This window comes from Pseudomonas sp. KH_021 (assembly GCF_057838865.1).
Map to the genome: position 1 here is coordinate 2,162,981 of NZ_CM174477.1, position 25,231 is coordinate 2,188,211.

Consider the following 25,231-nt stretch of genomic DNA (forward strand, 5'->3'; position numbering starts at 1 on the left):
ACTTAGGCATTCATTTATGAACAATTACAAGATAAAGTCGTTGCTGTCGGCTGCGTTCATTACAGCGTTATTTAATGCTCCTGCTTGGTCCGCTGTTTCTCCTGCTGAGGCGGCTAAACTGGGTAACGAACTGACGCCAATGGGTGCAGAGCGGGCGGGGAATGCGGCAGGCAGTATTCCTGCGTGGTCGGGTGGTTACAAAGGCATGCCAGCGGGGCACAAGCCCGGTAGTATGAACAGTGATCCGTTCCCGGACGAAAAGCCAACGTTGGTTGTTACCAGCCAGAACGCTGAGCAGTATAAGGATCGGATATCTCAAAGTGTGCAGTTGCTGTTGCAGCAAAACCCTGACTGGCGCCTTGATATTTACCCAACGCACCGCACCGCTTCGGCGCCGGATACTTTTTATAACTACACTAAACAAAATGCTACTACGGCGCAGCTCAGTGGCGACGGCATTGGCGTCACCAATGCGTACGGCGGCGTGCCGTTCCCGTTACCGAAGAATGGCTCAGAGGTTCTTTGGAACCACTTCCTCGCATGGAAAGGAGTCGGAGTGGAAATGGAGGGTGGCATGTATATGGTCGATGGCAAGGGGCGCTCGTCCTTGACTGCTGCGCTAAAAATGGACGGTTTTTATAGATATGCTTTGCCTGGTGGTGAAAAAGATTATGATGGGTTCTTTCAATGGCATCGATCACTAACCACCGCTCCGGGGCGTAGTGCTGGTGAGGCACTGGTGGGGATTTGGCCGCAAGACTTTAAAAGCCACCAACCAGGCTCATGGCAATATATGCCAGGTCAACGCCGCGTCAGAAAACTACCCAATGTACAGTTTGATACGCCAAATTTCCTGATGTCCGGCTTGACTCAATTCGATGAAGCATATGGGTTCTTCGGTTCGCCAGAGCAATATGAATGGAAGTTGGTCGGAAAGAAGGAAATGTACATTCCTTATAATACCAACAAACTATTTTCTATTGCTCCGGAAGAGCTGCTGACTCCAAAAGTTCTTAATCCAAATGTTATTCGCTGGGAGCTACATCGTGTTTGGGAGGTTGAGGGGACTCTAAAGGTTGGAGTTCGGAACGTTGTGCCTAAGCGTCGAGTTTACATGGATGAGGATACTTGGGGGATCGTGATGGCAGACCTTTGGGACGCTCAAGGCAAACTCTATCGTGGTGCGATCAATTACCCGGTCGTCAACTATGACCTGCCTGGCGTGGTCATGCGACCGTTCATGTCAATAGATTTTCAACAGCAGGCTTATACGTTGGGCGAGTTGGACACCAAATACCTGCCAGTCACTCCGAAGTCTCGTTCCTTTTATTCCGCTGAAGCTTTGGTACAAGACGCACTGCGTTAAAACCCTGGTCCGGGCGGCCCATGGTCGCTCGGACAGCACTGAGTGGAGCTCTTGCTCAAGGAGTTATAAAAATGGTTTCCACGTTCGCGCGCGCAGTTCATTGGCTGAGCGCACTGTATCTGGTTGCGGCTGCATATGGTGCGAGTGCCGAAGCAGAGCGTCCTGCGGTGTTGGACCGCCCAGCACGTGAAGTCTCCCAACCAGCCTCAACGTTTCTCCTTGGCGTGACAAAAGCGGGCGCACGCTTGGTAGCTGTTGGCGAGTCGGGCCGTATCGTTCTGTCAGATGACCAGGGTAAGAATTGGCGCCAAGCCAAGGTGCCGACCAGCGTGCTACTTACGGCTGTTGCATTTGCGGACACGAAAGTCGGTTGGGCAATCGGTCATTCAGGTGTCGTAATTCGAACGGAAGACGGCGGTGAGACCTGGAGTCGCCAATTGGATGGGGTTCAAGTCGCTCAGCTTATCTATGACGCCGTCTCCGGGTCAGCTATGCAGAAGTCTGGAATCGCCACGGGTATTAGTGCCAGTCAAGCTGAGCGGTTGATCGAAGACGGCCCGGATAAGCCTTTTCTTGCCCTCCGGGTTGAGGACACGCAAAAAGCGACAATTGTGGGTGCCTTTGGATATGCGTTACAAACCGTAGATGGTGGAAAACACTGGATGTCGTTGGACACCCAACTCAAGAACCCGATAGGCCTGCATTACTACGGGATAGAGAAAACAGTCGAGGGTTTGTTATTCGTTGGCGAGCAAGGCATCGTTCAGCGGCAGATCACGGCCGATGAGTTTATGGTCGAGACTCCTGCCGAAGGAACGCTGTTTGGCGTATTGTCGCTTGGAAACCAAGTCCTTATTGCTTACGGATTACGCGGAAAGGTAGTACGCAGTCAGGATGACGGAAAGACTTGGAATAAGGTGGATAGCGGTGTTGAAGCTTCCATCCAAGCGGGGGTGGTACTTCCAGATGGCGCCGTTCTGTTAGTGGCGGAAAATGGCCAAATGATCTCCAGTCATGACCGTGGAAGTACTTTTAATCTGCTGCCAACTCGGAGCCCGCCCACTGCGGACGTTCTTTCTGTTTCTGCAAATAGTTTGCTCGTGGTGGGTCCTCTCGGGGCCCAAACCATCACTGTGCCGTGAGATTCTAAAACATGAAAATTGATATCACCTCGGCGACCAAGGTTGATGATTTTGATCCTGCAGCCGGCACTATTCTTGAGCGAGCTCTATTTAATAATCGCCTGTTTGTAGTGCTGTTCTGCGCGTTAGTTACGGTCCTCCTCGGGTGGAGTGCTCGTAATCTTGATCTGAATGCAAGCTTCAAGGCGGTCATTCCAAATGATCATCCATATATTCAAAACTATCTTAACAATGAAGCCGACCTCCAAGGACTGGGAAATACACTCAGGGTGGTTGTTTCCACCCAAGGCGATAGCATCCTGGATGCTGATTACTTAGAGACCTTGCGGAAAATAAACGATGAAATCGTTACCATTCCCGGTGTAGAACGGCCCTTTCTGCAGTCCTTATGGACTCGCAGCACCCGGTGGTTGATGGTGACCGAAGTTGGTATCGATGGTGGTCCGGTTATGCCAGACACTTTCGATGGCAGTCCTGCCAGCCTAGAACAGTTGAGGCACAATATTCTTCGGTCGGGTGAGATTGGGAAATTGGTCGCTGCCGACTTTCGATCGAGCGCCATCGTCGTTCCATTGTTGGATTACGACGCTCAGGCCCAGAAGGCTCTTCACTATGGTGAGCTTTCCAAGCGACTGGAAAACATCAGGGCAAAGTACGAAGGTAAAGGCGTCAGTATCCATATCGTTGGATTTGCAAAAGTTGTCGGTGATTTAATTGATGGTTTGAACCAGATATTAATATTTTTTGGAATCGCCGTAGCCATTGCGGCCGCGATGGTTTTTTGGTTTACCCATTGTGTGCGTAGTACCTTGTTGGTTGTGACCTGCTCCCTTATCGCTGTAGTTTGGCAGTTAGGGATTTTGCCGCTTATTGGCTTTCGACTGGACCCATACTCGATTCTGGTTCCGTTCCTCATCTTTGCAATTGGGATGAGTCACGGTGCGCAAAAAATGAATGGTGTGATGCAGGACATTGGCCGAGGCATGCATCGGGTCCATGCTGCGCGAAATACATTTCGGCGCTTGTTCATGGCCGGCTTTACGGCGTTGGTCTGCGATGCGGTCGGCTTTGCTGTGCTGTTCATGGTGAACATTCAGGCAATCCGCGAGTTAGCGATCGCTGCAAGTATCGGCGTGGCCATTCTCATCTTCACCAATCTTATCTTGCTTCCCATCCTACTAACGTACACAGGCGTTAACGATCGTGCGGCTAAACGTGCTCTTGTCCAGGAGCAGAATTCCTTGGAAACGGCTCAAGGAAGTCGTTCCTTGTGGCGATTGTTGACCCTATTTACCCAGCGGCGATGGGCTATCAGCGCCATTGTCTGCGCAGTGATATTAGCGGTAGCAGGGCTAGTCGTTGCTTCGCGATTGCAGGTCGGTGATCTGGATGCCGGGGCCCCGGAGCTGCGCGCCGATTCTCGATACAATCTGGACAATGCCTATTTGACCGGCCATTACGCGACCAGCAGTGATGTCATGGCAATTATGGTCAAAACTCCCCCTGACCAATGTGTTAATTACGAAACGGTAGTCAAGGTTCGCGATCTGCAAATCCTTTTAGGGCAGTTACCCGGCGTTGAAGCAACCAACTCCTTCGCAAATTTGGCCAAGCAGATGACTTCAGCCTACAGCGAGGGCAGCTTTAAATGGGCGGAGATTCTACCCAACCAGGCCGCATTGAACTCGCTAATGGGTCAAGCTCCTCGCGGGTTGTTCAACACCAGCTGCGAGCTCCTCACGGTCTATGCCTACCTGAAGGACCACAAGGCTGAGACGCTCCAGCAAACTGTAGAGGTTGTGGAAGCCTTTGCCAGAGAGAACGATACCGAAAATGTGAAGTTCTTACTCGCCGCGGGGAACGCAGGCATTGAGGCGGCGACAAATCAAGTGGTTAAACACCACAATTACTTGATGCTTGCCGGTGTGTATTTCGTTGTTATTGTCCTGGCACTGGTCGCATTTCGCTCTTGGCAAGCGGTAGTGGTTGCAGTCGTACCGCTGGTATTGACCAGCATTCTTGCAGAAGCGCTGATGGTCTGGGTGGGAGTCGGTCTCAAGGTTGCCACACTTCCCGTTACGGCATTGGGAGTGGGAATTGGGATTGACTACGCGCTGTATATCCTATGTGTGATGCTAGCCTGGTTGCGCATGGGGGCGTCGCTCAGCGAAGCTTACTACCGTTCGCTGCTGTTCGTGGGGCGGGTGGTGATGCTTACCGGCGTGACCTTGGCGGCTGGCGTTGCTACTTGGGTGTTCTCCCCAATCAAGTTCCAAGCCGATATGGGTATGCTGTTGGCATTTATGTTCCTCGTAAACATGTTCGGAGCGCTGATTCTGCTGCCTGCGTTGGCCAGTTTCCTGCTCAAACCTCAGCTCCAGTCTCGCAACAGTCATAGCGCGGCCGTTGATCTAGGTGAGATCGACGAGCTCCAAGAGCCCTTGAGTCGTAAAGGCAACCGTGCGTCGTTGGAGGCGAAAGGCGTTTAAGCAAGCCTCGATTTATCAACGCCGCACTCAGTGCGGCGTTTGTTCTGAATGCTGCGGTTTGCTGGGAGCGTCGTTCCTGGCGTTGTGCTGCTCACTGGTCTGGCGAGCCCGAGAGCCAGTGCGAGAGTGGCTCTAGACATTGCGCCGGTGCTGAGCACCTATTGGTTAATCACGAAGCAGGAATTCACGAACAACATGGCGGGCAGTTTCGGATTCGTCCAGCACCAGATGCCCTGCGTGTTCCACTATGCTCACTTCGCAGTGGGGTAAAGCTTTATGCCAGTGTTCAGCTTGGCTTACCGGAAGAATTTTGTCTTCATTACCCCAGATGACTAGCGTTGGCGTTTGAATGTGCTGCAGGATTGAGGGCATAGCTGGATTTATCATTTTGCCGTTGAGCAGTAACCGGCTGGCTGAATTTCCTTCCTTATTGCGCATGGCATTGAATTCTTCATCAGGCCCTTCAGGAAGATAAGGTATTAGGTTGCTGACATTGTGCATGAGGTAATCTGGAATCTGTTCTGGCGAAACCTTACTCAGGTCCGTTTGCGGATGTTTTTTCACATCAAATCCAGCCGGACATGCGAGTACCAATCGTCTTACGCGCGCGCCATGCTGGGCTGCAAATTCGGCAGCTAAGTATCCCCCAAGCGATGTTCCTACCAGACGTACGCGATCCAGGCCCAGTAGATCAAAAAGCTTGGCGTAATGATCAACGTAACTTTGCATCGAGCCAATTCGAGGATTGACTGCTGACGCACCGAAGCCCGGGTGGTGGGGCAGAAACGTCGTGAAGTGCTCTTCCCATTTTTTGGCAAAACCTATCCCGTGCCAGGTTCCGGCGCCATGGAAGTACACCAAGGGTTCGCCCGTTCCGTTCTGATAGACGATGGTTCGAGTGCCATCGACTTGGAATACTTTTCGGATGTAAGTGCCATGGTCAACTCGGCGATCGCCGACGGGAAAGCTGCTCATGCATTGCGCTCCTGTTGCTAAGTCCGCTTCGCAGACGGGAAGGATGGAGAAAAGGAAGAGCTACTGTCCAAGTGAATCTTGCCCATGCTTTCAAGTTTCGCTCACGTCCAGTCGATGCCTAGGCATCTGATCCAGTATTGAGACGCGACTGCTTGCAGCTCACCTATCTTCTGGCAGGCGTTGTCGAATAATGCTTGAAGGATTCCAGGATTGAGCGGGTGACTGGCTCCTGAAAAATAAAAACAAACCGGATCAGCACGTATCTGCAACAGATAAATAATCATGCTAGTGTGCTGTCTTCGAAATAATTTATCCCTATGGTACGACCTCAAGTGCCTCGCGAGCTCGTTGGATTTTGCTCAAAATCTCCTCGCCTTTCGCGTTCCAAACGTACCGGGTCGGCTGAGCATTTCTTAGTGCCATGAACGTTGTTATCGAGGATTCCAACTCGCGCACCGAGGCAAAGCTACCGTCTCGTAGATACACCGTGATGTCTCGGAAAAATCGTTCGACCATGTTCATCCAAGAGCTGGACGTCGGTGTGAAGTGCATATGGAAACGCGGGTGCTTCGCCAGCCAGGTTTTCACGGCGGCGTGCTTGTGCGTCGCATAGTTATCGACGATCAGGTGAAGCTGGAGATTCTTGGGGGTCTGCTTGTTGATCTTCTTGAGGAAGGACAACCACTCTTGATGACGGTGTTGACGTTCGATGCTGCTGATCAATTTTCCCTGCAGATAATCCAGCGCAGCGAATAATGTAACCGTGCCGTGGCGGGTGTAATCATGTGATTTCGTCTGGATGTGGCCGATGCCCAGAGGCAACCCAGGCTGCGTGCGTTCCAAGGCCTGCACCTGGCTTTTTTCGTCGCAACACAGCACCAATGCCTTGTCCGGCGGGGCCAGGTAAAGGCCGATAACATCCCAGAATTTCTGTTCGAACTGCGGATCGTTTGAGAGCTTGAAGGTGCGAGTCAGATGAGGCTTCAAGTCATTGGCAGCCCATAACTTATGGACCGTACTCGAAGAAATCCCGACCGCTCTCGCCATACTCCTGCAGCTCCATCGCGACTCGCCAATGCGAGGTTTCGTGACCTGCTCCAAGACGCGGCGGACAGTATCGGCAGGCAGCGACGACTTGCGTCCACGACCTGGTTTATCAATCAATCCGTCGAGCCGGAGCAACTGAAAGCGTTGGCACCAGTTGGTGACTGTCGGGAGAGAAAACCCAGTCAGTCGTGCAATCTCTTCCCGCGTTTCGCCCTGTGCTGCAAGCAGCACAATGCGTGCTCTACGACCTTCACGCTGGGGAATGGTGGCGGAGCGAACGCGCCGGTTCAGTTCGGCCTTTTCTTCGGAGCTAAGCGTAATGTCCAGTGCGCTCACCTGAAGCTCTCCAAGGGGGAAATGACACCTGAAGTGTAGGTGAAAAATTAGAAAAGCTATTTCGCAGACAGCACACTAGCGGAACCCTGCAGAGCATCGCTATGGAGGCCGTCGCCCAGAGTCGGGAAAGCCTCACGCTCACCCAGCAAACCGTAGAGCCAGCAGGAAAGGCCAGCACTGCGCTTGGGGAAATCAGTACCGCGGTTTCGCTGATTGAACAAATGAATCAACAAATCGCCGCTGCTGCAGTACAGCAGCATGCGGTGGCAGCGGAAGTCGGACGTAGCGTAACGCGGGTGCGGGATTTGGCTGACAGCACCGCTTCCAATGTGAAAGGCAGCGCTCAATGCGGTGCCACCCTTAAGCAACTGAGTGGCGAACTACAAGATTGGGTCGGCAGCTTTCAATTGAGTTGAAAGGTAAACTTGACCAAGGCGCGGGAATACCGTTTTCGCAATCACGGTGACGGTCCTCCCGAGGGGCGTGCAGGACGCGCGCCATACGGTCTGCATTCTCCGCTGTAGGGTTTTCATGCAGAACCCTTGAACTTATCTGAGCACGGTGGACGTGGGTAAAGCTGTACCGCAATGGCGTGGCCTGATTTTAGCGGCCTCTGGACAGTGCCAGTGAAAAAAATGCTTTTGTGGAAAAAAAAGAGGAGTTTGGTAGGTTGTCAGCCTTGCATCGGTTGACTCTACCGCGCCCCTAAAGTCCTGAAGTGGACGGCTTGATGAACGTCTTTGGGCTCAAATGCCCTTAATTACTAACTTGCTTTTTGTTTGCAGGCTCAGACAGATAACGTGCCACGGCGTCCAGTTCAATATCGTTAATTTCTGTTTTGCGGAAAAACGGCATTACGGAAATGCCATTGCGTACAAAGTACTTAACCAGTTCCGGCGAAAGGTCTAAGCGATCCTCAAGACTTGCTGGAACAGCCCCTTTGTATCGGGCATCAAGGGCAGTAGTCCCGGGATACACTTCCCCTCTGGAGTGGCAAGTAGCGCACCACTTGTCGTAGACCTGCTTACCTTGGATTTCTCCAGCTGATGCAGCTATAGCCCAGCTGATAGACGCGCCTACCAGGAGGACTTGGAGTGAAAGATTCATGCTTTTTTCCCCGGCCGTAGATTCTTCGGCCAAATTCCATAGCGTCCGGGGGAGATAATGCCATTAGGGTCAACGGCATCCTTCAACGTTTCATGAAAGCGCAGCAGAATGTTGTTGTTAAAGGAATAGGTATCCATGACGTCGCCTTGAAAGGCCGTGGCAGTACGGTATTCGCCCCAGCCATTCTCCGCCGCAATTTTGATCAATGTGCGAAATGCTTCCCGAGTCTGTTTATTTTTTGCAGGATCTTTGGAGATCCAAAACGGGATGATGAAGACAAAGCAGCGCTCCCAGCAGGGGACGGGGACATTGAGGGCGAAAGCAAATGGCACCCCGAGCTTCCGTGCGGCTGTTCCGAGTACTTCATTGATCTTGAGAATGGCTTCTCCGTCCCGGGGAATTATGGGTGAGAACCACGCATGACCGTCCGAAGGTGGCGCTGGATTCCAGTGAGAGCGAGCACCGATCGAAAACGCGCGCATGTTGGGGATACCAAACTGGGCGGGATACTGGACCTGCTTTTGCTGCTCTGGCGACAGAGGCAGATCGTAATACTCACTTTCTTCGAACGTTACGTCAGGAATAGCTTTGCGAAAGCGTTCTTGAACATATTCCCATTGAGCGCGAATTATTTTTTCGGGACCATAAAAGGTAAATGCGCCGTTCCAAAATGGAATGCCATTTTTCTTCCCATAACCTTCGTACTCCTCCGGTTTCGCGCCGCGATCCGCTAGCGCTTTGTACTCGGCATCTCGGGCTACCGGTCCGTGAAGCAGGAAGTCGTGCAGGCCCGCCAAGCTCGGGGACCCGAGCAGCGGACTATTGATGTCAGGGAAGCCGGTGAAGATCTTTTGATTCTCCATTTCGGTCATGATGTCCACCAACGGAATGAGGTCCCGATAGCTTGAAAGGTGCACAGTACCTTTTAGAAACGCCTCCGGTTCGGGCATTAACCAAAAGCCCATCTTGGTCACGATGCCAAAGTTAGACTGACTGAAAATGCCGTCTACCCAAGGACCAAACCCGGTCTTATAGAGCTGCCAGGTCTCTGCGCCAGGCATCGCTCCCATGCCAGTCCTCATAACCTCGCCATTGGCCAGTACCACTTCCATCCCGCAATGGGCATCGAAATGGTTGCGAAACTGCGCAGCCGTATAGCCTGCTCCGCGATCAATGGCGTTCCCTAGCATGCTGCCCCAACCTGGATCGGGGACATCCATCCACAGCTTGATCTTTTTTTCCTGTAGATAACGGTACAGGTCAAAGTAGCTGACTCCTGGCTCTACAACGCAATAGGCCTGTTTCTCGTTGACCTCCAAGATCCGGTTCATTCGTTTCAAATCCAGCACCACCGAACCTGAGTAGGTGGGTGCTGAACCGCCATAGCCCAGATTTTTACCCGTGGAGATCGGATACATTGGAATCTTGAACTGGTTGGCGATTCGCATCAGTTGCTGAACTTCTTCAGTGCTTGCTGGAGCCACTGCCGCCGATGCGAGAACTTCTTCGGGCTCTCCCCAGTATGGCGAGTACGCGTCGCGATACAGATGGAGGTCTTCTTGGCTGGTAAAGACCCAATCCTCTCCTACGACTTGGCTGAATTTACGGAGTGCTTGGGCGAAGTCGTCGGCGCTGATGCCGGGCGGGGTTTGCATATCTATACCTCGTAAATCGAACTGTGATGTGTCAGCTGATAAGTGGGGCTATAACCCAGCTAACGAGAGGACTGCCAAGTAAACTGGCGTCGGCAGTCCCTGAAATAATTCGGTGCGAGCGGCACGGGCCAGGAGTACCACCCCACGAGCAGACGCCGGTCAACCTGGCCATACGCTCGCTCCAATCAGCTCCCTCGAGAAGCTGACTTAGCGGCTGAAGCAAATGCTCTGTGGCTTCAACATGATGGCTCACCAAATTGTTTGGCAAAGCTTCATGTGTGATGCGCAGCACAACTCTCATGCCGCGGTCATGAGCAAGGCGCTCCAGGCAAAAGAGGGGTTGGGGGGCTGTCATACCCGCAATAATCGTGGGATGCCTACGCCACTGAGGGTCCAGTGTTTCGAACCAGAGGTCGGTAATATCGCCATCGATCATGTGGGAAGGCAGGCCATGGCGTGCGGCCTCACCACCAAATCGACGGCTAGCCTCGAACCGGTTATCAGCGATCACCAAATCGGGTTGGCGCAGCGCCAGAGCTTCCAGGCTGGCTGCAATCGCTTTGGAGTTGAAACCGGCAACCACGCCGCTGGTGAGCCCAACCTTCAAAAAGTCGCGGCGGTTCATTCGGTTTGCCATTTAACGATAGCTACAGTGCGGATTCGCTTAGGCAGGAATACCTGAGGTCCGTCGCTGTCACTTGCATTGAGTGGGCAGCAAGAAGAATCGGAATTAGTCATGAGGTCCTGCGCTTCTGATTGTTGTTATCGCCCACTGCGTTTCTGCAGCTAGGCAGACGTATGCAGTAGTCCAGAAGCACTGATTTTGATGAAGCTCGCGTGAGCTACACCTATCGAAGGATAGCGAAGTGCGCTTGTCCCGAAACTCGCAATTGCTCTGTGTCCCAAATCTATCTTTGGGTAGGTCATCAAGTAAGCCGTTCGGTAGTAAATGCAGATTGCGTCGCGCGAACAGTCTCGGTTGCGCGGTCTCACTCACAGACTGCTCTGCGCTGCCTACAAGAACAACGAACTGGAGTTACAGATGGCTACGGGTAAACGAGTAATTGTCGTCGGCGCAGGACCGACAGGTTTAATCACGGCGCTGGGACTGGCGCGTCAGGGCGCGCAGGTCACCATTATTGACCGAGAGCAAGAAATCCTACGTTGGCCTCGGGCGATGGTGTATTTGTCATCTACGTTGAAGGTGCTGGATGAGCTTGGTTTGCTGGAGGCGGCACAGAAAGTCGCGGCGTGGGGATACGAATACAATCTGCACTTTGCGATGACGGGCAATGTTGGCCGCCTTAATTTTCGCGATGTCGAAGACCTCACGCCTTACGCCTATAATTTGCATTTTGGGCAGGATTTGCTGGCTGAGATCGTTTTGGAAGAGTTTCTGAAACTGCCTGGCACTGAGCTGTTATGGGATGTGGTCTTCGATACTGTGCAGGAAAATGACGAGCAGGTGTTGGTTTCTGTCCTGACCGCCGAAGGGCCTCGTACGCTTGAAGCAGACTGGTTGATTGGCGCGGATGGAGCCCGTTCGAGTGTCCGGAAAGATCTGGATATTGCGTTTGAGGGATTCACCTATGATGAAGTTTTCATGGCCACAAATGTCATCTATGACTTTGATAAGCATGGCTATGCACCTTCTACCATGCTTGCGAACGGAGATAATTGGGCGGTAATTGCCAAAATCGACAATAACCACCAGTGGCGAATTGCATACGGTGAGGCGGACGATCTGTCCGAGGAGGAGCGTCTTGCTCGGATCCCTGAGCGAATCAAGCAATTCCTCCCAGACCCGGAGCAACCGTACGAACTGTTGATGGCTAATTCGTACCGTGTGCATCAACGCTGCGCCAGTACTTATCGCCAAGGTCGCGTATTGCTTGCGGGTGATGCCGCCCACGCTACCAATCCTATTGGCGGCTTGGGGTTCACCAGTGGAATTCAAGACGCCAATATGCTGATCAAATGCCTTGGCGGGGTCATCAATGGAAAGTATGACGAAGATGCGCTGGATTGGTACGCCTACGAGCGCCGCCGCTGTTTCCTGGAGATCGCCAACCCCTCAGCCATTGAATTCAAGCGTCGGACACAGGAGAAAAATCCGGTCAAACGTCAAGAGGATGAAGACAATTTCTTCGCCTTGATGAATGACCGTGATATGCGCCGTAAAGCGATGACATCGATCTTCAATCTTTCGGGGCGTGACTATCGGATAGATTGGAAAGAGGTTTATCTGAAAGCTGACGAAGCTGGAACGACGCCTACGCTAGGTGCACATGGTGGTGTCGTCCTCCCCAGAGAAGGCTAATGTCCTGATATCAGACGGCTGCATTACGCCAGCATTAGGAAATGCCCTTCGAAACTAGCGAATCATGGCCCTCAGCCATATGACTATCGTTGGATAGGTGATCCCTAGCCAGTCGGTGTTGCTAATGCTTTCATTCACTGAGCAACGCAGTTGAGCAGTACTTTAGTCTTGTCTGAGTTTGAAGCACAAAACAAAAGGAAGAAATATGGAAAACGAAGCTTGGATCATCGATCGACCTTCATTAGGTGAGTACAGCCCAGATTGCTTACGCTTGGAGAGGCGAGCCCTAGCTAGGCCGAATGAAGGCGAAATCTTGGTCAAGACGCTGTTAATTTCCTTAGATCCCACAAGCCGCAATTGGCTAAAGCTAGAGAAAAGTTCCAGCTACCTTCCACTTGCGATAGGGAGTGTAATGATAGGTCAGGCTGTTGGGATCGTTGAGGAATCGCGCTCTCCGCATTTCGCACGGGGTGACATGGTGAAAGGTATGTGGGGCTGGGAGCGTTACTCCATCGCGCAACCGATGCTCATCGAACGATTCGAACAAGACCCGGATATTCCATTGGAGGCGCACCTATCAATTTTTTCGCATGTCGGCCGCGCGGCTGCAATTGGTCTGTTTGAGATCGGCCAGATTGGTCCGAATGATGTGGTAGTGGTATCAGGCGCTGCCGGTGCCACCGGATCACTCGCAGCGCAGTTGGCTAAAGCTCATGGCAATCGGGTCATTGGAATAGCCGGCGGCCCAGAAAAATGCCGACTTTTGATAAACGAGTTCGGTCTGGATGCGGCGATCGATTACAAATCAGAAGATGTAGCAGCCGCGTTAGCGCACCTTTGCCCCGACGGCATCAATGTGTACTTTGATAACGTCGGAGGGTCTATTTTAGACGCCGTGCTTTCGAATATGGCAGTAGGTTGTCGAATTGCAGTATGCGGGGCTATGTCGCAATATGACCTGGCTTCTTCAAATAAAGCGTATGGTTGCGTCAATTTTCCACAGGTATTATTCAGGCGAGCTACCATTCGTGGATTCGTCGTCCCAGATTTTTCATCACGACTGGCGGAGTTTGACGAAATCCTTGCACGCCATTATAAGCAACGGAAAATTCAGCATCGCGCGCACGTAGTGGATGGACTTGAAATGGCGCCAGAGGCTTTAAGACACGTTCTTCGAGGCAGTAATGACGGCAAACTGATGGTAAAGGTCGCATCACTCTAGTGTGCTGTCTGCGAAATAGCTTTTCTAATTTTTCACCTACACTTCAGGTGTCATTTCCCCCTTGGAGAGCTTCAGGTGAGCGCACTGGACATTACGCTTAGCTCCGAAGAAAAGGCCGAACTGAACCGGCGCGTTCGCTCCGCCACCATTCCCCAGCGTGAAGGTCGTAGAGCACGCATTGTGCTGCTTGCAGCACAGGGCGAAACGCGGGAAGAGATTGCACGACTGACTGGGTTTTCTCTCCCGACAGTCACCAACTGGTGCCAACGCTTTCAGTTGCTCCGGCTCGACGGATTGATTGATAAACCAGGTCGTGGACGCAAGTCGTCGCTGCCTGCCGATACTGTCCGCCGCGTCTTGGAGCAGGTCACGAAACCTCGCATTGGCGAGTCGCGATGGAGCTGCAGGAGTATGGCGAGAGCGGTCGGGATTTCTTCGAGTACGGTCCATAAGTTATGGGCTGCCAATGACTTGAAGCCTCATCTGACTCGCACCTTCAAGCTCTCAAACGATCCGCAGTTCGAACAGAAATTCTGGGATGTTATCGGCCTTTACCTGGCCCCGCCGGACAAGGCATTGGTGCTGTGTTGCGACGAAAAAAGCCAGGTGCAGGCCTTGGAACGCACGCAGCCTGGGTTGCCTCTGGGCATCGGCCACATCCAGACGAAATCACATGATTACACCCGCCACGGCACGGTTACATTATTCGCTGCGCTGGATTATCTGCAGGGAAAATTGATCAGCAGCATCGAACGTCAACACCGTCATCAAGAGTGGTTGTCCTTCCTCAAGAAGATCAACAAGCAGACCCCCAAGAATCTCCAGCTTCACCTGATCGTCGATAACTATGCGACGCACAAGCACGCCGCCGTGAAAACCTGGCTGGCGAAGCACCCGCGTTTCCATATGCACTTCACACCGACGTCCAGCTCTTGGATGAACATGGTCGAACGATTTTTCCGAGACATCACGGTGTATCTACGAGACGGTAGCTTTGCCTCGGTGCGCGAGTTGGAATCCTCGATAACAACGTTCATGGCACTAAGAAATGCTCAGCCGACCCGGTACGTTTGGAACGCGAAAGGCGAGGAGATTTTGAGCAAAATCCAACGAGCTCGCGAGGCACTTGAGGTCGTACCATAGGGATAAATTATTTCGAAGACAGCACACTAGAACAATGTAATTAGTCTTGCAGCAGCGCCAAGATATATTAAATCTTCTTAGGCAGAGAGTTAGGTCGCGACATAGGAAGTGTCGCGGACTCTCTGCTCACCCTTTCAGTTGGTTCATCAGTCTATCGCCGGCCGTATCCATCGCCTGGAAGCTCGGCGGCATGACTGTGCTTTACCCTGCGCTCCTGATAGAGGTTTCTCCGATCCGTCGTGGCCTAAAGTATTTATTTTGCATGACGAATGCCTCTATGACCTCGCTCTGTTCGTCGACATCTGTTTACATTGCACTCAACGCAAGATCCCGAGCTGGCGAGCCCGATCCGCTGCCTGCGTACGACGACGGACACCAATCTTGTCGAATATCTGCTGCAGGTACCATTTCACTGAGCCTTCGGTCATCCCCAATTTGACACCGATCTCCCTGTTGAGCAGGCCCATTGCGACCATTTCAAGGATATCGATTTCGCGGCTGTTCAAAGCACCTAGGATGGGAGACGGTTCACTGGTGTCCAGGCTCGGCTTGGCAGCTACACCCTCGGATCCTTGCATACGATTCAGCAAATCGGTCGCGAAAGCGTCGGCAAGCTCTTCACTGAGGACTGCGTTTTTCAATTGTTCCCGCAATAGGCTTTCTAGCCACGGTCCTTCATCAAGGAATACGCGGATGAAGCCGCAAGGGGCCGCTTGCAGCATTGTCCGGCGCAACATGCGCTGAGCTGCCCGATGGTCTCCGGAAAGCACCGATAAATGCGTGATTAACAGACCCCACCGAATCATGTTCCGTACGGCGTCAACATTTTCAAGATATCGGTGCCACAGCTTTGCCAGATTCAATGCCTCTGGCAACCGATCGTCAGCCTGTGCGACTCTGATCCATGCCATAGCGCGTGCTTCATCGCGAGTTTTAGCTCGGCTGGTGGGAGAGACATCATTGACAGGACACCGCAGGCCATTGCGCCGGCCGAGGCGGATCACTTCGTCGGTATTACCCCTGCGGAGTAACCACTTCAGGCGCTCGGCCAAGGCGAACAAACGAAGGCGTTCGAAGTTATGCTCGGTCGCGAAAACATCCGCCTCATCGAGCGTGGAAAATGCGGCTGCTTGATTGCCTTCGATCATTAGAAGGCGAGCTCGGGTCAGCCAGCCAGCGATGGCTTGATCCACAAAGCCGATAAAAGTCGCTTGAGGAAGGTAGCGGTCAAGCAGTTTAACCGACTGCTCCAATTCATCGCGTTCATAATGAACTTTGGCCAGGAGAACGGCCACCATCGCTGCCAGAGGTGAACTCTTGCCTGCGAGGTGTTCTGCCGACTTTAGAGCGCTACTGAGCGCTTGTACGGCGGCATGTGTCCGACCGACCATTAGTCGTGAAGGGCCGACAACCGCGTTGTGGAACACCTGGCCCAAGTCATTGGGCAAGCGCTTGAGATGCTCAGTAGCGAGAGCATTTAAACGCTCAACATCGCTAAGTTTGTAGTGTTCCCGCTGAGCGCTGATCAGCGCTGTGTAAAGGCTAGCCCGTACCACGGGATGTGCATCATTGTAAGTCTCAAGCAAGGCCTGAGCACGTACCTGCACCGTGGACAGGTCGTCACCCATTAGTGCCAGCATCAACTCACGGTGTTGAAGCAAATGCCTGAGAGAATGAAGCTTCTCTTCCGGCAGTAATTTATCGTGCTCTAACTGTTGTATACGCTGACGGGCCTTCTCCATCAGATCGGCGCATGTCTCAAATTGCCAGAGCATTTCAAGCTGCCAAACCTGCGCGAGAAGAATGTACGGAAAACGTCCAATGATCTCTTTTGGAAGTTTCTCCACCATTTGCCAGGCGTATTCTTGAGTCGCGAATATGTCCTGGCAATGTGTGTCCATGATTTCTGCTGCTCGGTGCATCTCTTTTGCCGCGAAGGCCTGATTAAATGCTTCCAGAGGATCACCTTGCTCTGAAAACCAATCGCTGGCACGTGCGTGTAGGGAAAGGAGCAACTCGCCGTCTTGTTCACGCAATTCTTTTCTCAAGAACTCAGCAAACAGCGGGTGATAGCGATACCAGAACTGTTGGTCGTCTATTGGAATCAGAAACAGGCCAAGTCCTTCGCATTCGCGTAGAAGGTCTTGGCAGTGCTCCATGCCTGTCAGCAGGTGGCAGAGTGGTGCGCATAGCCGGTCCACCACGGATGTCCGCAGGAGAAACGTTTGGATGACTTCTGGTTGTCGATTGAATACATCCTGAAGAAAAAAATCGGCAAATTGTCGCCTGTCACCAGAGAAGTGCGTGAGATTTTGAATCAACTCCGGATCGCGGCGGAGCTGGATTGCACTCAAGACGAGCCCGCCGGTCCACCCCTCAAGCCGTCTGCCCAACGTATGGAGTTGGCGCTGATCGATCCCTTGAACGCCATGCATCTCCAGCAGAGCGCTAGTTTCAGTATCTGTTAAGCAGAGATCCCGAACGCCAAGGTCAAATACCTTGCCGTGCATTCGAAGTCGGGCTACTGACAGGCAGGGTTCACCGCGGAAACTTAGAGCAAAATGGAGATTTGCGGGTGCCCTCTCAATCAACATAGAAAGGACCCGGACGGAATCACTGCCAGCCAGGTTATGAACATCATCGAAAATCAGATAGAGCGGTGTATCCAGATGCCCGTCTAGTAGGGCAAGGAGAGCGTTGAGAGAATCCGTCAGTCCCGTGTGGCCGACCCTGGTGAGCTGCCCTAATCGGGCTCGAGGTTGGCCTGCGAGCTCAATCATGGCTTTGAGATACGCGGTGAAAACCGAGAGGTCACTCTCGGAGCTATCGATGGCTAACCAGGCAACACGTTTACCCTGCTCGCGCAAGTTTTCGCAGTACTGCGCGAGTAAGCAAGTCTTGCCATAACCTGGCGGGGATTGCAGCAGGATGAGCGGGGTGTCGATAGCTTCTATCAAGCGGTTCTGGAGGCGCGGACGCGGAATAAGCTGAGCGAAACTGGGAGGATGCAGCTTCGAGCTGAGCAGCGCTACGTTAAAAGTATCCTGGGGTTCCCGAAGGAACTTATGGTTATCACTGCGCATTCGCAGCACGCCTCCAAAAAGTACGGGTCGATGTATTCGACCTCTTGTAAAAATGATCTGAATACGGTGTCCTTGAGACCATGCAGCGCCCCGATCCTAGCAAGCTCACACTGTCCTGCGGCCTTCAGCGCCGCTCGATTTGAGGTACTTCGTGTAATGCAACGATGTCGTTCATTGGGTCGCCCTCGAAGGGGAAGTACGTGCGGACCATCGGGTCGTGCCCCGGGATCACGTGATCCGGTGAGTCTGCCAAGGATAATATCTTTTGATAGCCATCCAGCATGTCGCCTACGTGGAAGACTACAGGGAACGGCGACTCTTCGATCAAATTATCGTAGTAGTGACTTGCGTCCGATGCCAAGACCACCCAACCGCGCGCTGTATGTACCCGCACGGCCTGCAGACCTTGTGTATGACCCCCAATGTGGATCAACTCAACACCGGGAGCCAGCACTGTACTCCCCTGATGGAAGACGACGCGCTGCTGGTAGACGCCGCGAACGATGTTAATCACATCATTCACATTAAAGGGGTGGCGCAGGGGGGTGTAGCGCATGTAGCGGCCGGTCGCATACTGCAGCTCTGATTCTTGGAGATGGAACCGGGCGTTCGGCAGCAGATCCACGTTGCCGGCATGATCGTAATGCATGTGGGTAAGAATGACTTCCCGTATGTCTTCGGGAGATAAACCGAGAACCTGCAACGCTTGGATCGGGCAGCGTAGTAACGTTCGCCCGCGAGCATCTGCAGCAGCTTGATTGAAGCCTGTGTCCACCAGGAAATGTTCGGATTTTCCTCGAATCAACCACACGAAATAATCCATCGGCATCGGACCATCCCCCGGTGTCAGGATAGTTGTCGCCTCTCCGATTTTTCCTAAAAAAGCATATCGGGGGCGGAAAGAGACTGGTCGTGCCGTATTATTCACCTGAACGCAGAGCCGCATTGCTCAAGATGCTGCTTCCCCCACTGAGCCTGTCGATGGCCGAGGTTTCTCGGCGCGAAGGGGTCAGCGAAATGTCTTTGTCCAACTGGCGCAAGCAGCTCAGTTCTGAAGGAAATGCAGTGTCCGAAAACAAGCCGTTGACCGAGAACTGGTCAGCCGAAACCAAGTTTGCTGTCGTCCTTGAAACCGCCAGCTTGTCCGAGATCGACCTGGGCGAGTATTGCCGGCGCAAAGGCCTTTACCCCGAGCAAATCAGCGCGTGGCGACAAGCCTTCATTACCGGCCAGAAGTCGGATAAAGCCCTGCAAAAAGAGGATCGAGAGCAGTCGCGCAAGGATAAGAAGCGTATCCAGGAGCTTGAGCGAGAACTGCGCCGCAAAGATAAGGCGCTCGCTGAAACAGCCGCGTTGTTGGTGCTGCGAAAAAAGCTCAACGACTACTGGGGGACCGACAACGAGGACAACTGACGTCTTTGCCGCAACGGCAGTTGTTCGTTGACTGGCTGAGTGAAGCGGTCATGGCGGGAGCCAGAAAAATCCGGGCCTGCCAGGAGGTCGGTTTATCGCCGCGAACCCTGCAACGCTGGACCGAAACTGAAGTCGTTCAGGCCGATGCTCGAACGACGGTCGTGCGGCCAACGCCCTGTAACGCACTGAGCGAGGGCGAGCGACAGGTGATTGTGACGCTGTGCAACAGCTCTGAGTACGCCCATCTACCGCCGAGTCAGATCGTGCCGCGCCTGGCCGATCAAGGGCGTTATCTGGCGTCGGAGGCGACGTTTTATCGCGTCTTGCGGGCGGCGGGTCAACAGCAACACCGAGGTCGTAGCCAACGCCCCAGGCGGCATGCCGCACCGACGACGCATGCGGCCAAAGGGCCCAATCAGGTGTGGTCGTGGGACATCACCTATTTACCGTCGCCGATACGTGGAAAGTATTACTACCTCTATTTGATCGAAGATATTTACAGCCGCAAAGCCGTGGGCTGGGAGGTCTACGACGCGGAAAGCGGCGAGAAAGCCGCTGCGCTGCTGCAACGCAGCGTGAGCGGCGAGCAGTGTTTGCGCGAGCCTCTGGTGCTGCACTCGGACAACGGAGCGCCGATGAAATCGGTGACGCTGTTGAGCAAGATGTATGACCTGGGCATCACGCCCTCGCGGGGCCGACCGCGGGTCAGCAACGACAATCCCTACTCGGAGTCGTTGTTTAGAACGCTGAAATACTGCCCGCAATGGCCGCCGGATGGCTTTGCCAGCTTGGACGCTGCACGCGCTTGGGTGAGGGATTTCATGCGCTGGTATAACCACGAGCACCGGCATAGCCGTATCCGGTTCGTCACGCCAGCCGAGCGGCATCGAGGAATGGACCATCAGGTCCTGGCCCGACGGCATGAGTTGTATGAGCGAGCCAAGGAGAAAAAGCCGGAGCGGTGGTCAGGCCGGACGCGTAACTGGCAGCCGATCGGTACCGTGTTGTTGAACCCGGATCGAGAGCAACAGGTCGAGAAAAGAGCGGCATAGTTAGACGGTTGAAGCGACAAGTACCTTGAAAAACGCCGCCATCATGAGGGTCGGGGACCATAAAGTTGTCGCGGCGCGAGCGCTCGAGCTGTGCGTAACGTACGGCAAAGACTTCGTATTCAGGCAGTGGAAGCATCATATCGACCTCGACTGCGAACTGGATGTTTTGCTCCGCGTTTCAGCGATGAATGGGTTGCGTTTCGCGGACGCCAGCTCGAGCCGGATAATGGTTATAGTTGTCATCGCGAGCACTGGGTGGAAGTGCTCGCTGAATTCTGCGCACCTTAGGAGCACCAGCTCTCAGGCGTTCTGCGCTTCCCAAGCTGCAATTGCTTCGCTGGCTACGCGGAAACCGGCCAGAGCCAGAGGGACGCCACAATAGATAGCGGTTTGCATCAGCACCGCACGTATTTCTTCCTTGGTTACGCCATTGGTCAAGGCGCCTTTGACGTGCACGGACAGTTCGTGATGCTGGCTCATCGCGGTTAACGCGGCGAGATTCACGATGCTACGGGTTTTGAACGACAACGTATCGTCGCCCCATACCTCACCCCAGCAGTATTTGGTCACCAATTCTTGCATTGGCTTGTTGAAGTCATCGGCGTTAGCCCATGATTTTTCAACGTGAGCTGCACCCAGTACCGCTTTTCGGTTGGCAAAACCTTTTTCAAACATTGCATTACTCATTGTCATATCCTGATTATTGATCTTCAGAAACCAAAGGCACTTCTATTCCAGCCCACTGCTCGAGCACGCAAACCATTCGGGTAAAGTCGGCACTGTCGCCGTATGCGGCCCGAGTCATATTGAGCATTTGGCGAACGGCACTGCCGACTGGCATTGGAATGCCCATCGCTTCGGCTTCGTCCAGGCACAACCGTGTATCTTTAAGCGAAAGGGCAGTACTGAAACCGAAATCGAACGTGCGCGGAAGCACAGCCCGAGGAAGCTTGTCGACGGTGGCGCTATTACGGCCACTGCCGGCATTGAAGACATCCAGCATCACTTTGGGGTCTAATCCCGCCTTCACACCCATCACCAACGCTTCGCAAGAAACGGCCAGTGCAGTGACCGAAACCAGGTTATTAACCAGTTTCATCGTTTGCCCCAACCCCGCACCTTCCCCGCAGTAAATCGCCTTGCCGAGCGTATTGAGCGTCGGTGCTACTTCATCGAATGCGGTGGCTGGGCCCGAAACCATTAATGCCAATGTCCCCTTGGCCGCGCCTGCGGCACCGCCGCTGACGGGACAATCAAGGGCCAATATCTGGTGTTCTGCAAGCTGACTTGCTACCCGCTTGGCTATCTGAGGTCCTGTGGTCGACAAGTCAATATAGACGCGCACTTTGCTGCCGTGGACAACACCATTCGCCCCCAAGGCGACTGCCTGAACGACGTCGGGGGTTGGCAGGCTCACAAACACGATTTCAGTCTTGCTTGCCACATCTGCTGCAGACGTAGCACGGTGTGCTCCGAGTGCGCTCAAACGATCTACAGCGTCGCTGTTCAAATCAAATACAGTCAGTGCAAACCCTGCTTGAACAAGGCGCGTCGCCATGGGCTCTCCCATGGTGCCGAGTCCGATAAATCCTATGTTCATTTTCAATGCTCTTATTACCGGTGTTAAAGCAATCAGCCAGGGAAAGAAGTGCCTACGTTTCTCCTCGCTCCGGATTGCAATAAAGGAATGAAATGCAGGCGCGTGGGGTCATGGCCACGCGATAGTGTCTGGCGCTTGGGTTGGACGGGGCTTTGCAGCTGCTATTTGCATCGCGCGCTGCAGTAATTCTCTACCGGTTGCAATTTCGTCGTCAGAGACTTCATGGTTACGTCCTGGGTACACCTTGAGTTCGGCATGAGCGCCCATGGCTTTGAAAACTTCCTGCGTCTGTCTGGTGCGATCGAGCGGGACCCAAGGGTCTTGATCTCCGTTACTGAGAAAAACCGGCATCCTGTCAAGGCAAAGAGGGGTTTCCCACTGAGTATCTTCAGGTCCGACCAGTCCGCCGGTGAACGCCACCAATGCGGCGAATGGCTGTTGTTTCCTGAAAATGTACTCGCAAGCAAGACATGCTCCTTGCGAGAAGCCCACGATGGCGACATGTTCATTCGAAATACCGCGTTGGTTGAGATTGCTCACTAAGTGGTCAAGTCGCTCAAGCGCGTAGTCTAGGCGCGGTTGGTTATTCTCCACGGGTTCCATGAATTGATTGGGATACCAGGAGTTATCCGCGGCATCTATTGCAATACACGGCATCCCCGCAAGATTCAGGCGGCTGGCGATGGCTTGCATATCGCTTGAGGACTGTGTCCGGCCGTGGATAAGTACCGCGACGAAACGTACATCTTCGATTGCCGGGCCCGAGCGTTTGGCTGGTATTGCCAAGTGTGGATTTGCGCTCATTTCGTCCACCTTGCTCAATACTTCAGGGGTTCGAGGTAAGCGACGATTTCTTGGGCTCTTGCGCCCAATTGCGGTGGAACCTGAATAGAACTGCCGAGCGACTCGTAGGGTTCGTCAACGGTGAATCCGGCAGGCTTCGACACCGTCGCTTCGAACAACGCGCCGCTTGGGGTGCGTACATAAACGGAGTCAAAGTAACCGCGGTCTTTGCGATCAGAGACGTCGGTATAACCGAGTCCTTCTAGATGCAGCTTGACGTTACGTTGCACGTCAAGGTCTGCCACTTCGAACGCGCAATGGTGAACGGTACCTTCGCCGTAGGCCCACGAACCTTGCGGCAGGTTCGACTCCACCTGGTAATCGATGATCGCGCCACTGCCGCCGTTGCCCACTTCGTATCGCGTGAATAGTCCATCGGTATGGGTCTTGGTCCCGTTCCACCCGTAGTGCATGAATTCGGAAGAGTTCTCGAGGTCGCGCACAGATACCGTGATGCCATGTGTTCCACGGATACCGAACCCTGAAGGCACAACACCATTTGAGTAGGGTTTGCGATCATCGTCAGCGATACCCACCAGCTCGTAACAGATTCCACATGGGTGTGCGAAGTGAAGCAGTTTCTCGCCAAAGCGTTCCTGGAACTCTGGTTTGAAACCATGGCTTTCCAAGTGCTTCGCCCAAAATGCTAGCGATGACACTGGAACGGAGAGCGCCAGGGTCTTGATTTGACCACTGCCCGGGCGTCCCATTCGACCCGATTGACGCATCGGAAAACAGGTTACGAGCGTGCTCTCCTCGCCAATATCGTTTCCGTAGTAGAGGTGGTAGATCGGATCGTTACCGTCGTACAGGCCCGTTTTTTTTACACTCTTCAATCCCAATACTTTGGTATGGAAGTCGTAGTCTTCCTGAGCACCACCCACGTTAAGGGTGATGTGGTGATGGCGCAGGATATGGGGATTCAGTTCCATGTCGTCTCCTTTGTCGTTCTTCTCGAGCGAGTTGAGTTAGCGAGTTCTGGTTAGGGCCGATTACCTGCCCAGGCGTTGGCGAGCAATTCAGCAATCGCTTTCGGCTCAATGGCGCGTGGATTCCAATAAGGTGACGCGCATGCAATGTCGGTCGCTTTTGCGAGGTCCGCTTTTTCCAGGCCAATCTCCGCAAGGCTGGTGGGTGCCCCAAGGGTTTTGGCCAGATCGAACAGTCCGCGAGGTGCGTAGTCGACACCAAGCGCTGCCGCAATTCGAACCATGGCCTCGGGTGCGGCATCAAAGTTGTAAGCGGCGGCATGAGGTAACACCGCGGTGTGTGTTTGAGCGTGCGGGAGGCTGAAGCTACCGCCCAGCGTATGGCACAACTTGTGATGGATCGACATACCTACCGCTCCAAGGCATACGCCGCACGCCCAGGCTCCGTACAGAGCATCGGAACGTGCTTCGCGGTCGTCCGGATTTTTGATGATTCGCGGCAGAGCACGCGCAATCGCCGCAATTCCCTGTTCAGCGAGCATTGAAATCAGCGGGTTGGCGTCTTTCGCATAAAGCGCTTCCACGGCGTGGGCGATCGCGTTGAGCCCGCTTGTGACGGACATTTGCGCCGGTAATCCCAAAGTTAAATCAACGTCATACACAATGACTTCTGGCAGGACTTTCAGCGTTTTCTGAGTGGTTTTAATGCCGTTTTCAGTTTGTCCAATAATCGGAGTGGCTTCGGACCCGGCGTAGGTCGTTGGAATGACGATCTGTGGCGCGTCCGTGTGCAGCGCAATGGCTTTGGCAAGACCAATTGTGGAACCGCCACCCAGAGCGACGACACAATCCGCCTTTGTTTGTCGAAAGCTTTGCAGAGCCTGAAGCGTCACATCCGTAGGCGTATGCATCGTGGCATTGGCATAAATGCCTACTGCAAGATCGCCCAATTGCTCGGCTAATTTCTCGACTTCCATTTTTTGCTCAGATGTACTGAGCAGCAATGCGCGACTACATCCCAAGCCCCGGATTTCATCACCAACCTGACTCAAAGTGCCTGATCCAAAAATCACTCGCCCGGGCAGGGCATTGAAAACAAAAGGTTGCATCCAACTCTCCGGAGAAAAGGCTTAGCCTTTTATATCGCGGCTAAGCGTCGATGCTGGTCGTAGCCGGAGGATGGAGATGACAGGGCAATACCCAGTCAAACTGTCTCGAGTTCGAGGCACTGCTCCACAAATGTGAAGCTTGGCCCCCGGTCCGTTTCCAGTATTGCTTTTAACGTGGCTGGAGATTCGTGCAGCAGGAAAATGCAATCACCTATCAAAAGATAGCGAAGCGAGCGTTGAGTCACAGCTGCATGGCAAACCCGGCACCAAGGGCCGATTGCAGGCTATCTGGGGGGAAAGCGTATTAACCTTGGTGTGAAGCCAGGTGATACGCTGGAGATCAATACCCATTTGCCAGAGCAGACGAGAGGCAGGATCTGCGCTGGCTACGACCCCAAGG

Annotated in this window: 21 protein-coding genes; 8 read left to right on the top strand and 13 right to left on the bottom strand. The window is 53.4% G+C overall.

Annotation, left to right across the window (positions count from 1 at the left end; all coding sequences use genetic code 11):
* The first annotated feature begins 16 nt into the window (after positions 1-16).
* The 3 genes from AC3IX4_RS10200 to AC3IX4_RS10210 all read left to right on the top strand — a co-directional run bounded on the left by AC3IX4_RS10200 (position 17) and on the right by AC3IX4_RS10210 (position 4,997).
* On the top strand, positions 17-1,366 hold the full coding sequence (locus AC3IX4_RS10200; RefSeq protein WP_489260412.1) for a DUF1329 domain-containing protein: 1,350 nt from the start codon (positions 17-19) through the stop codon (positions 1,364-1,366).
* A 71-nt stretch (positions 1,367-1,437) separates the two neighbouring features.
* Positions 1,438-2,508: a WD40/YVTN/BNR-like repeat-containing protein gene (locus tag AC3IX4_RS10205; protein ID WP_489260413.1), complete on the top strand. Its 1,071-nt coding sequence runs from the start codon at positions 1,438-1,440 to the stop codon at positions 2,506-2,508.
* Between the two features lie 11 nt (positions 2,509-2,519).
* Positions 2,520-4,997, top strand: coding sequence for an efflux RND transporter permease subunit (locus AC3IX4_RS10210; RefSeq protein WP_489260414.1), 2,478 nt, complete (start codon positions 2,520-2,522; stop codon positions 4,995-4,997).
* A gap of 165 nt (positions 4,998-5,162) precedes the next feature.
* On the opposite strand, the gene AC3IX4_RS10215 is transcribed toward AC3IX4_RS10210, so the two are convergent.
* The 3 genes from AC3IX4_RS10215 to AC3IX4_RS10225 all read right to left on the bottom strand — a co-directional run bounded on the left by AC3IX4_RS10215 (position 5,163) and on the right by AC3IX4_RS10225 (position 7,355).
* Positions 5,163-5,972: an alpha/beta fold hydrolase gene (locus tag AC3IX4_RS10215; protein ID WP_489260415.1), complete on the bottom strand. Its 810-nt coding sequence runs from the start codon at positions 5,970-5,972 to the stop codon at positions 5,163-5,165.
* Positions 5,973-6,073: 101 nt separating this feature from the next.
* A complete protein-coding gene (locus tag AC3IX4_RS10220) occupies positions 6,074-6,256 on the bottom strand; it encodes a hypothetical protein (protein WP_489260416.1) in 183 nt (60 codons plus the stop codon).
* 31 nt (positions 6,257-6,287) lie between these two features.
* The gene (locus AC3IX4_RS10225; RefSeq protein ID WP_489256978.1) at positions 6,288-7,355 is read right to left on the bottom strand and encodes an IS630 family transposase; all 1,068 of its coding nucleotides are present in this window, start codon (positions 7,353-7,355) and stop codon (positions 6,288-6,290) included.
* A 101-nt stretch (positions 7,356-7,456) separates the two neighbouring features.
* Between AC3IX4_RS10225 and AC3IX4_RS10230 the strand changes: the two genes are divergently transcribed.
* Positions 7,457-7,771: a hypothetical protein gene (locus AC3IX4_RS10230; RefSeq protein ID WP_489260417.1), complete on the top strand. Its 315-nt coding sequence runs from the start codon at positions 7,457-7,459 to the stop codon at positions 7,769-7,771.
* A gap of 340 nt (positions 7,772-8,111) precedes the next feature.
* Here the strand turns inward: AC3IX4_RS10230 and AC3IX4_RS10235 are convergent, their stop codons facing one another.
* The 3 genes from AC3IX4_RS10235 to AC3IX4_RS10245 are packed head-to-tail and all read right to left on the bottom strand — an operon-like array spanning position 8,112 to position 10,742.
* On the bottom strand, positions 8,112-8,462 hold the full coding sequence (locus tag AC3IX4_RS10235; RefSeq protein ID WP_489260418.1) for a c-type cytochrome: 351 nt from the start codon (positions 8,460-8,462) through the stop codon (positions 8,112-8,114).
* The gene (locus tag AC3IX4_RS10240; RefSeq protein ID WP_489260419.1) at positions 8,459-10,117 is read right to left on the bottom strand and encodes an FAD-binding oxidoreductase; all 1,659 of its coding nucleotides are present in this window, start codon (positions 10,115-10,117) and stop codon (positions 8,459-8,461) included. The genes AC3IX4_RS10235 and AC3IX4_RS10240 overlap by 4 nt, the downstream gene beginning before the upstream one ends.
* Positions 10,118-10,148: 31 nt before the next feature.
* On the bottom strand, positions 10,149-10,742 hold the full coding sequence (locus tag AC3IX4_RS10245; RefSeq protein ID WP_489260420.1) for a hypothetical protein: 594 nt from the start codon (positions 10,740-10,742) through the stop codon (positions 10,149-10,151).
* 324 nt (positions 10,743-11,066) lie between these two features.
* Between AC3IX4_RS10245 and AC3IX4_RS10250 the strand changes: the two genes are divergently transcribed.
* The 3 genes from AC3IX4_RS10250 (at position 11,067) to AC3IX4_RS10260 (ending at position 14,802) form a co-directional block, all read left to right on the top strand.
* The gene (locus AC3IX4_RS10250; protein WP_489260421.1) at positions 11,067-12,437 is read left to right on the top strand and encodes an FAD-dependent oxidoreductase; all 1,371 of its coding nucleotides are present in this window, start codon (positions 11,067-11,069) and stop codon (positions 12,435-12,437) included.
* Between the two features lie 205 nt (positions 12,438-12,642).
* Positions 12,643-13,659, top strand: coding sequence for an NADP-dependent oxidoreductase (locus tag AC3IX4_RS10255; RefSeq protein WP_489260422.1), 1,017 nt, complete (start codon positions 12,643-12,645; stop codon positions 13,657-13,659).
* A 75-nt stretch (positions 13,660-13,734) separates the two neighbouring features.
* Positions 13,735-14,802 carry an IS630 family transposase gene (locus tag AC3IX4_RS10260; protein ID WP_489256978.1) on the top strand — a complete coding sequence of 356 codons (1,068 nt, stop codon included), beginning with the start codon at positions 13,735-13,737 and terminating at the stop codon, positions 14,800-14,802.
* A 317-nt stretch (positions 14,803-15,119) separates the two neighbouring features.
* Here AC3IX4_RS10260 and AC3IX4_RS10265 read toward each other — a convergent pair whose 3' ends face one another.
* Both AC3IX4_RS10265 and AC3IX4_RS10270 read right to left on the bottom strand, forming a co-directional pair.
* Complete coding sequence (locus tag AC3IX4_RS10265; protein WP_489260423.1) at positions 15,120-17,885, bottom strand: winged helix-turn-helix domain-containing protein; 2,766 nt, start codon at positions 17,883-17,885, stop codon at positions 15,120-15,122.
* A 124-nt stretch (positions 17,886-18,009) separates the two neighbouring features.
* A complete protein-coding gene (locus tag AC3IX4_RS10270; RefSeq protein WP_489260424.1) occupies positions 18,010-18,714 on the bottom strand; it encodes an N-acyl homoserine lactonase family protein in 705 nt (234 codons plus the stop codon).
* An 83-nt stretch (positions 18,715-18,797) separates the two neighbouring features.
* Here AC3IX4_RS10270 and AC3IX4_RS10275 point away from each other — a divergent pair.
* Positions 18,798-20,350, top strand: a protein-coding gene (locus tag AC3IX4_RS10275) for an IS3 family transposase (RefSeq protein WP_489256773.1) whose coding sequence is annotated in 2 segments (ribosomal slippage) — positions 18,798-19,260 and positions 19,260-20,350 — 1,554 coding nt in all. Because the reading frame shifts where the segments join, the coding sequence is not laid out codon by codon here.
* A 300-nt stretch (positions 20,351-20,650) separates the two neighbouring features.
* On the opposite strand, the gene AC3IX4_RS10280 is transcribed toward AC3IX4_RS10275, so the two are convergent.
* The 5 genes from AC3IX4_RS10280 to AC3IX4_RS10300 form a co-directional block, all read right to left on the bottom strand.
* Entirely contained in the window at positions 20,651-21,037 is a 387-nt protein-coding gene (locus tag AC3IX4_RS10280; protein WP_150743683.1) for a carboxymuconolactone decarboxylase family protein, read from the bottom strand.
* A gap of 13 nt (positions 21,038-21,050) precedes the next feature.
* Positions 21,051-21,950, bottom strand: a complete 900-nt coding sequence (locus AC3IX4_RS10285) for an NAD(P)-dependent oxidoreductase (protein ID WP_489260425.1) — start codon at positions 21,948-21,950, stop codon at positions 21,051-21,053.
* A 108-nt stretch (positions 21,951-22,058) separates the two neighbouring features.
* A complete protein-coding gene (locus AC3IX4_RS10290) occupies positions 22,059-22,754 on the bottom strand; it encodes an alpha/beta hydrolase (protein WP_489260426.1) in 696 nt (231 codons plus the stop codon).
* A gap of 14 nt (positions 22,755-22,768) precedes the next feature.
* Positions 22,769-23,725, bottom strand: a complete 957-nt coding sequence (locus AC3IX4_RS10295) for a VOC family protein (protein ID WP_489260427.1) — start codon at positions 23,723-23,725, stop codon at positions 22,769-22,771.
* A 50-nt stretch (positions 23,726-23,775) separates the two neighbouring features.
* On the bottom strand, positions 23,776-24,831 hold the full coding sequence (locus AC3IX4_RS10300) for a maleylacetate reductase (RefSeq protein WP_489260428.1): 1,056 nt from the start codon (positions 24,829-24,831) through the stop codon (positions 23,776-23,778).
* Between the last annotated feature and the right edge of the window lie 400 nt (positions 24,832-25,231).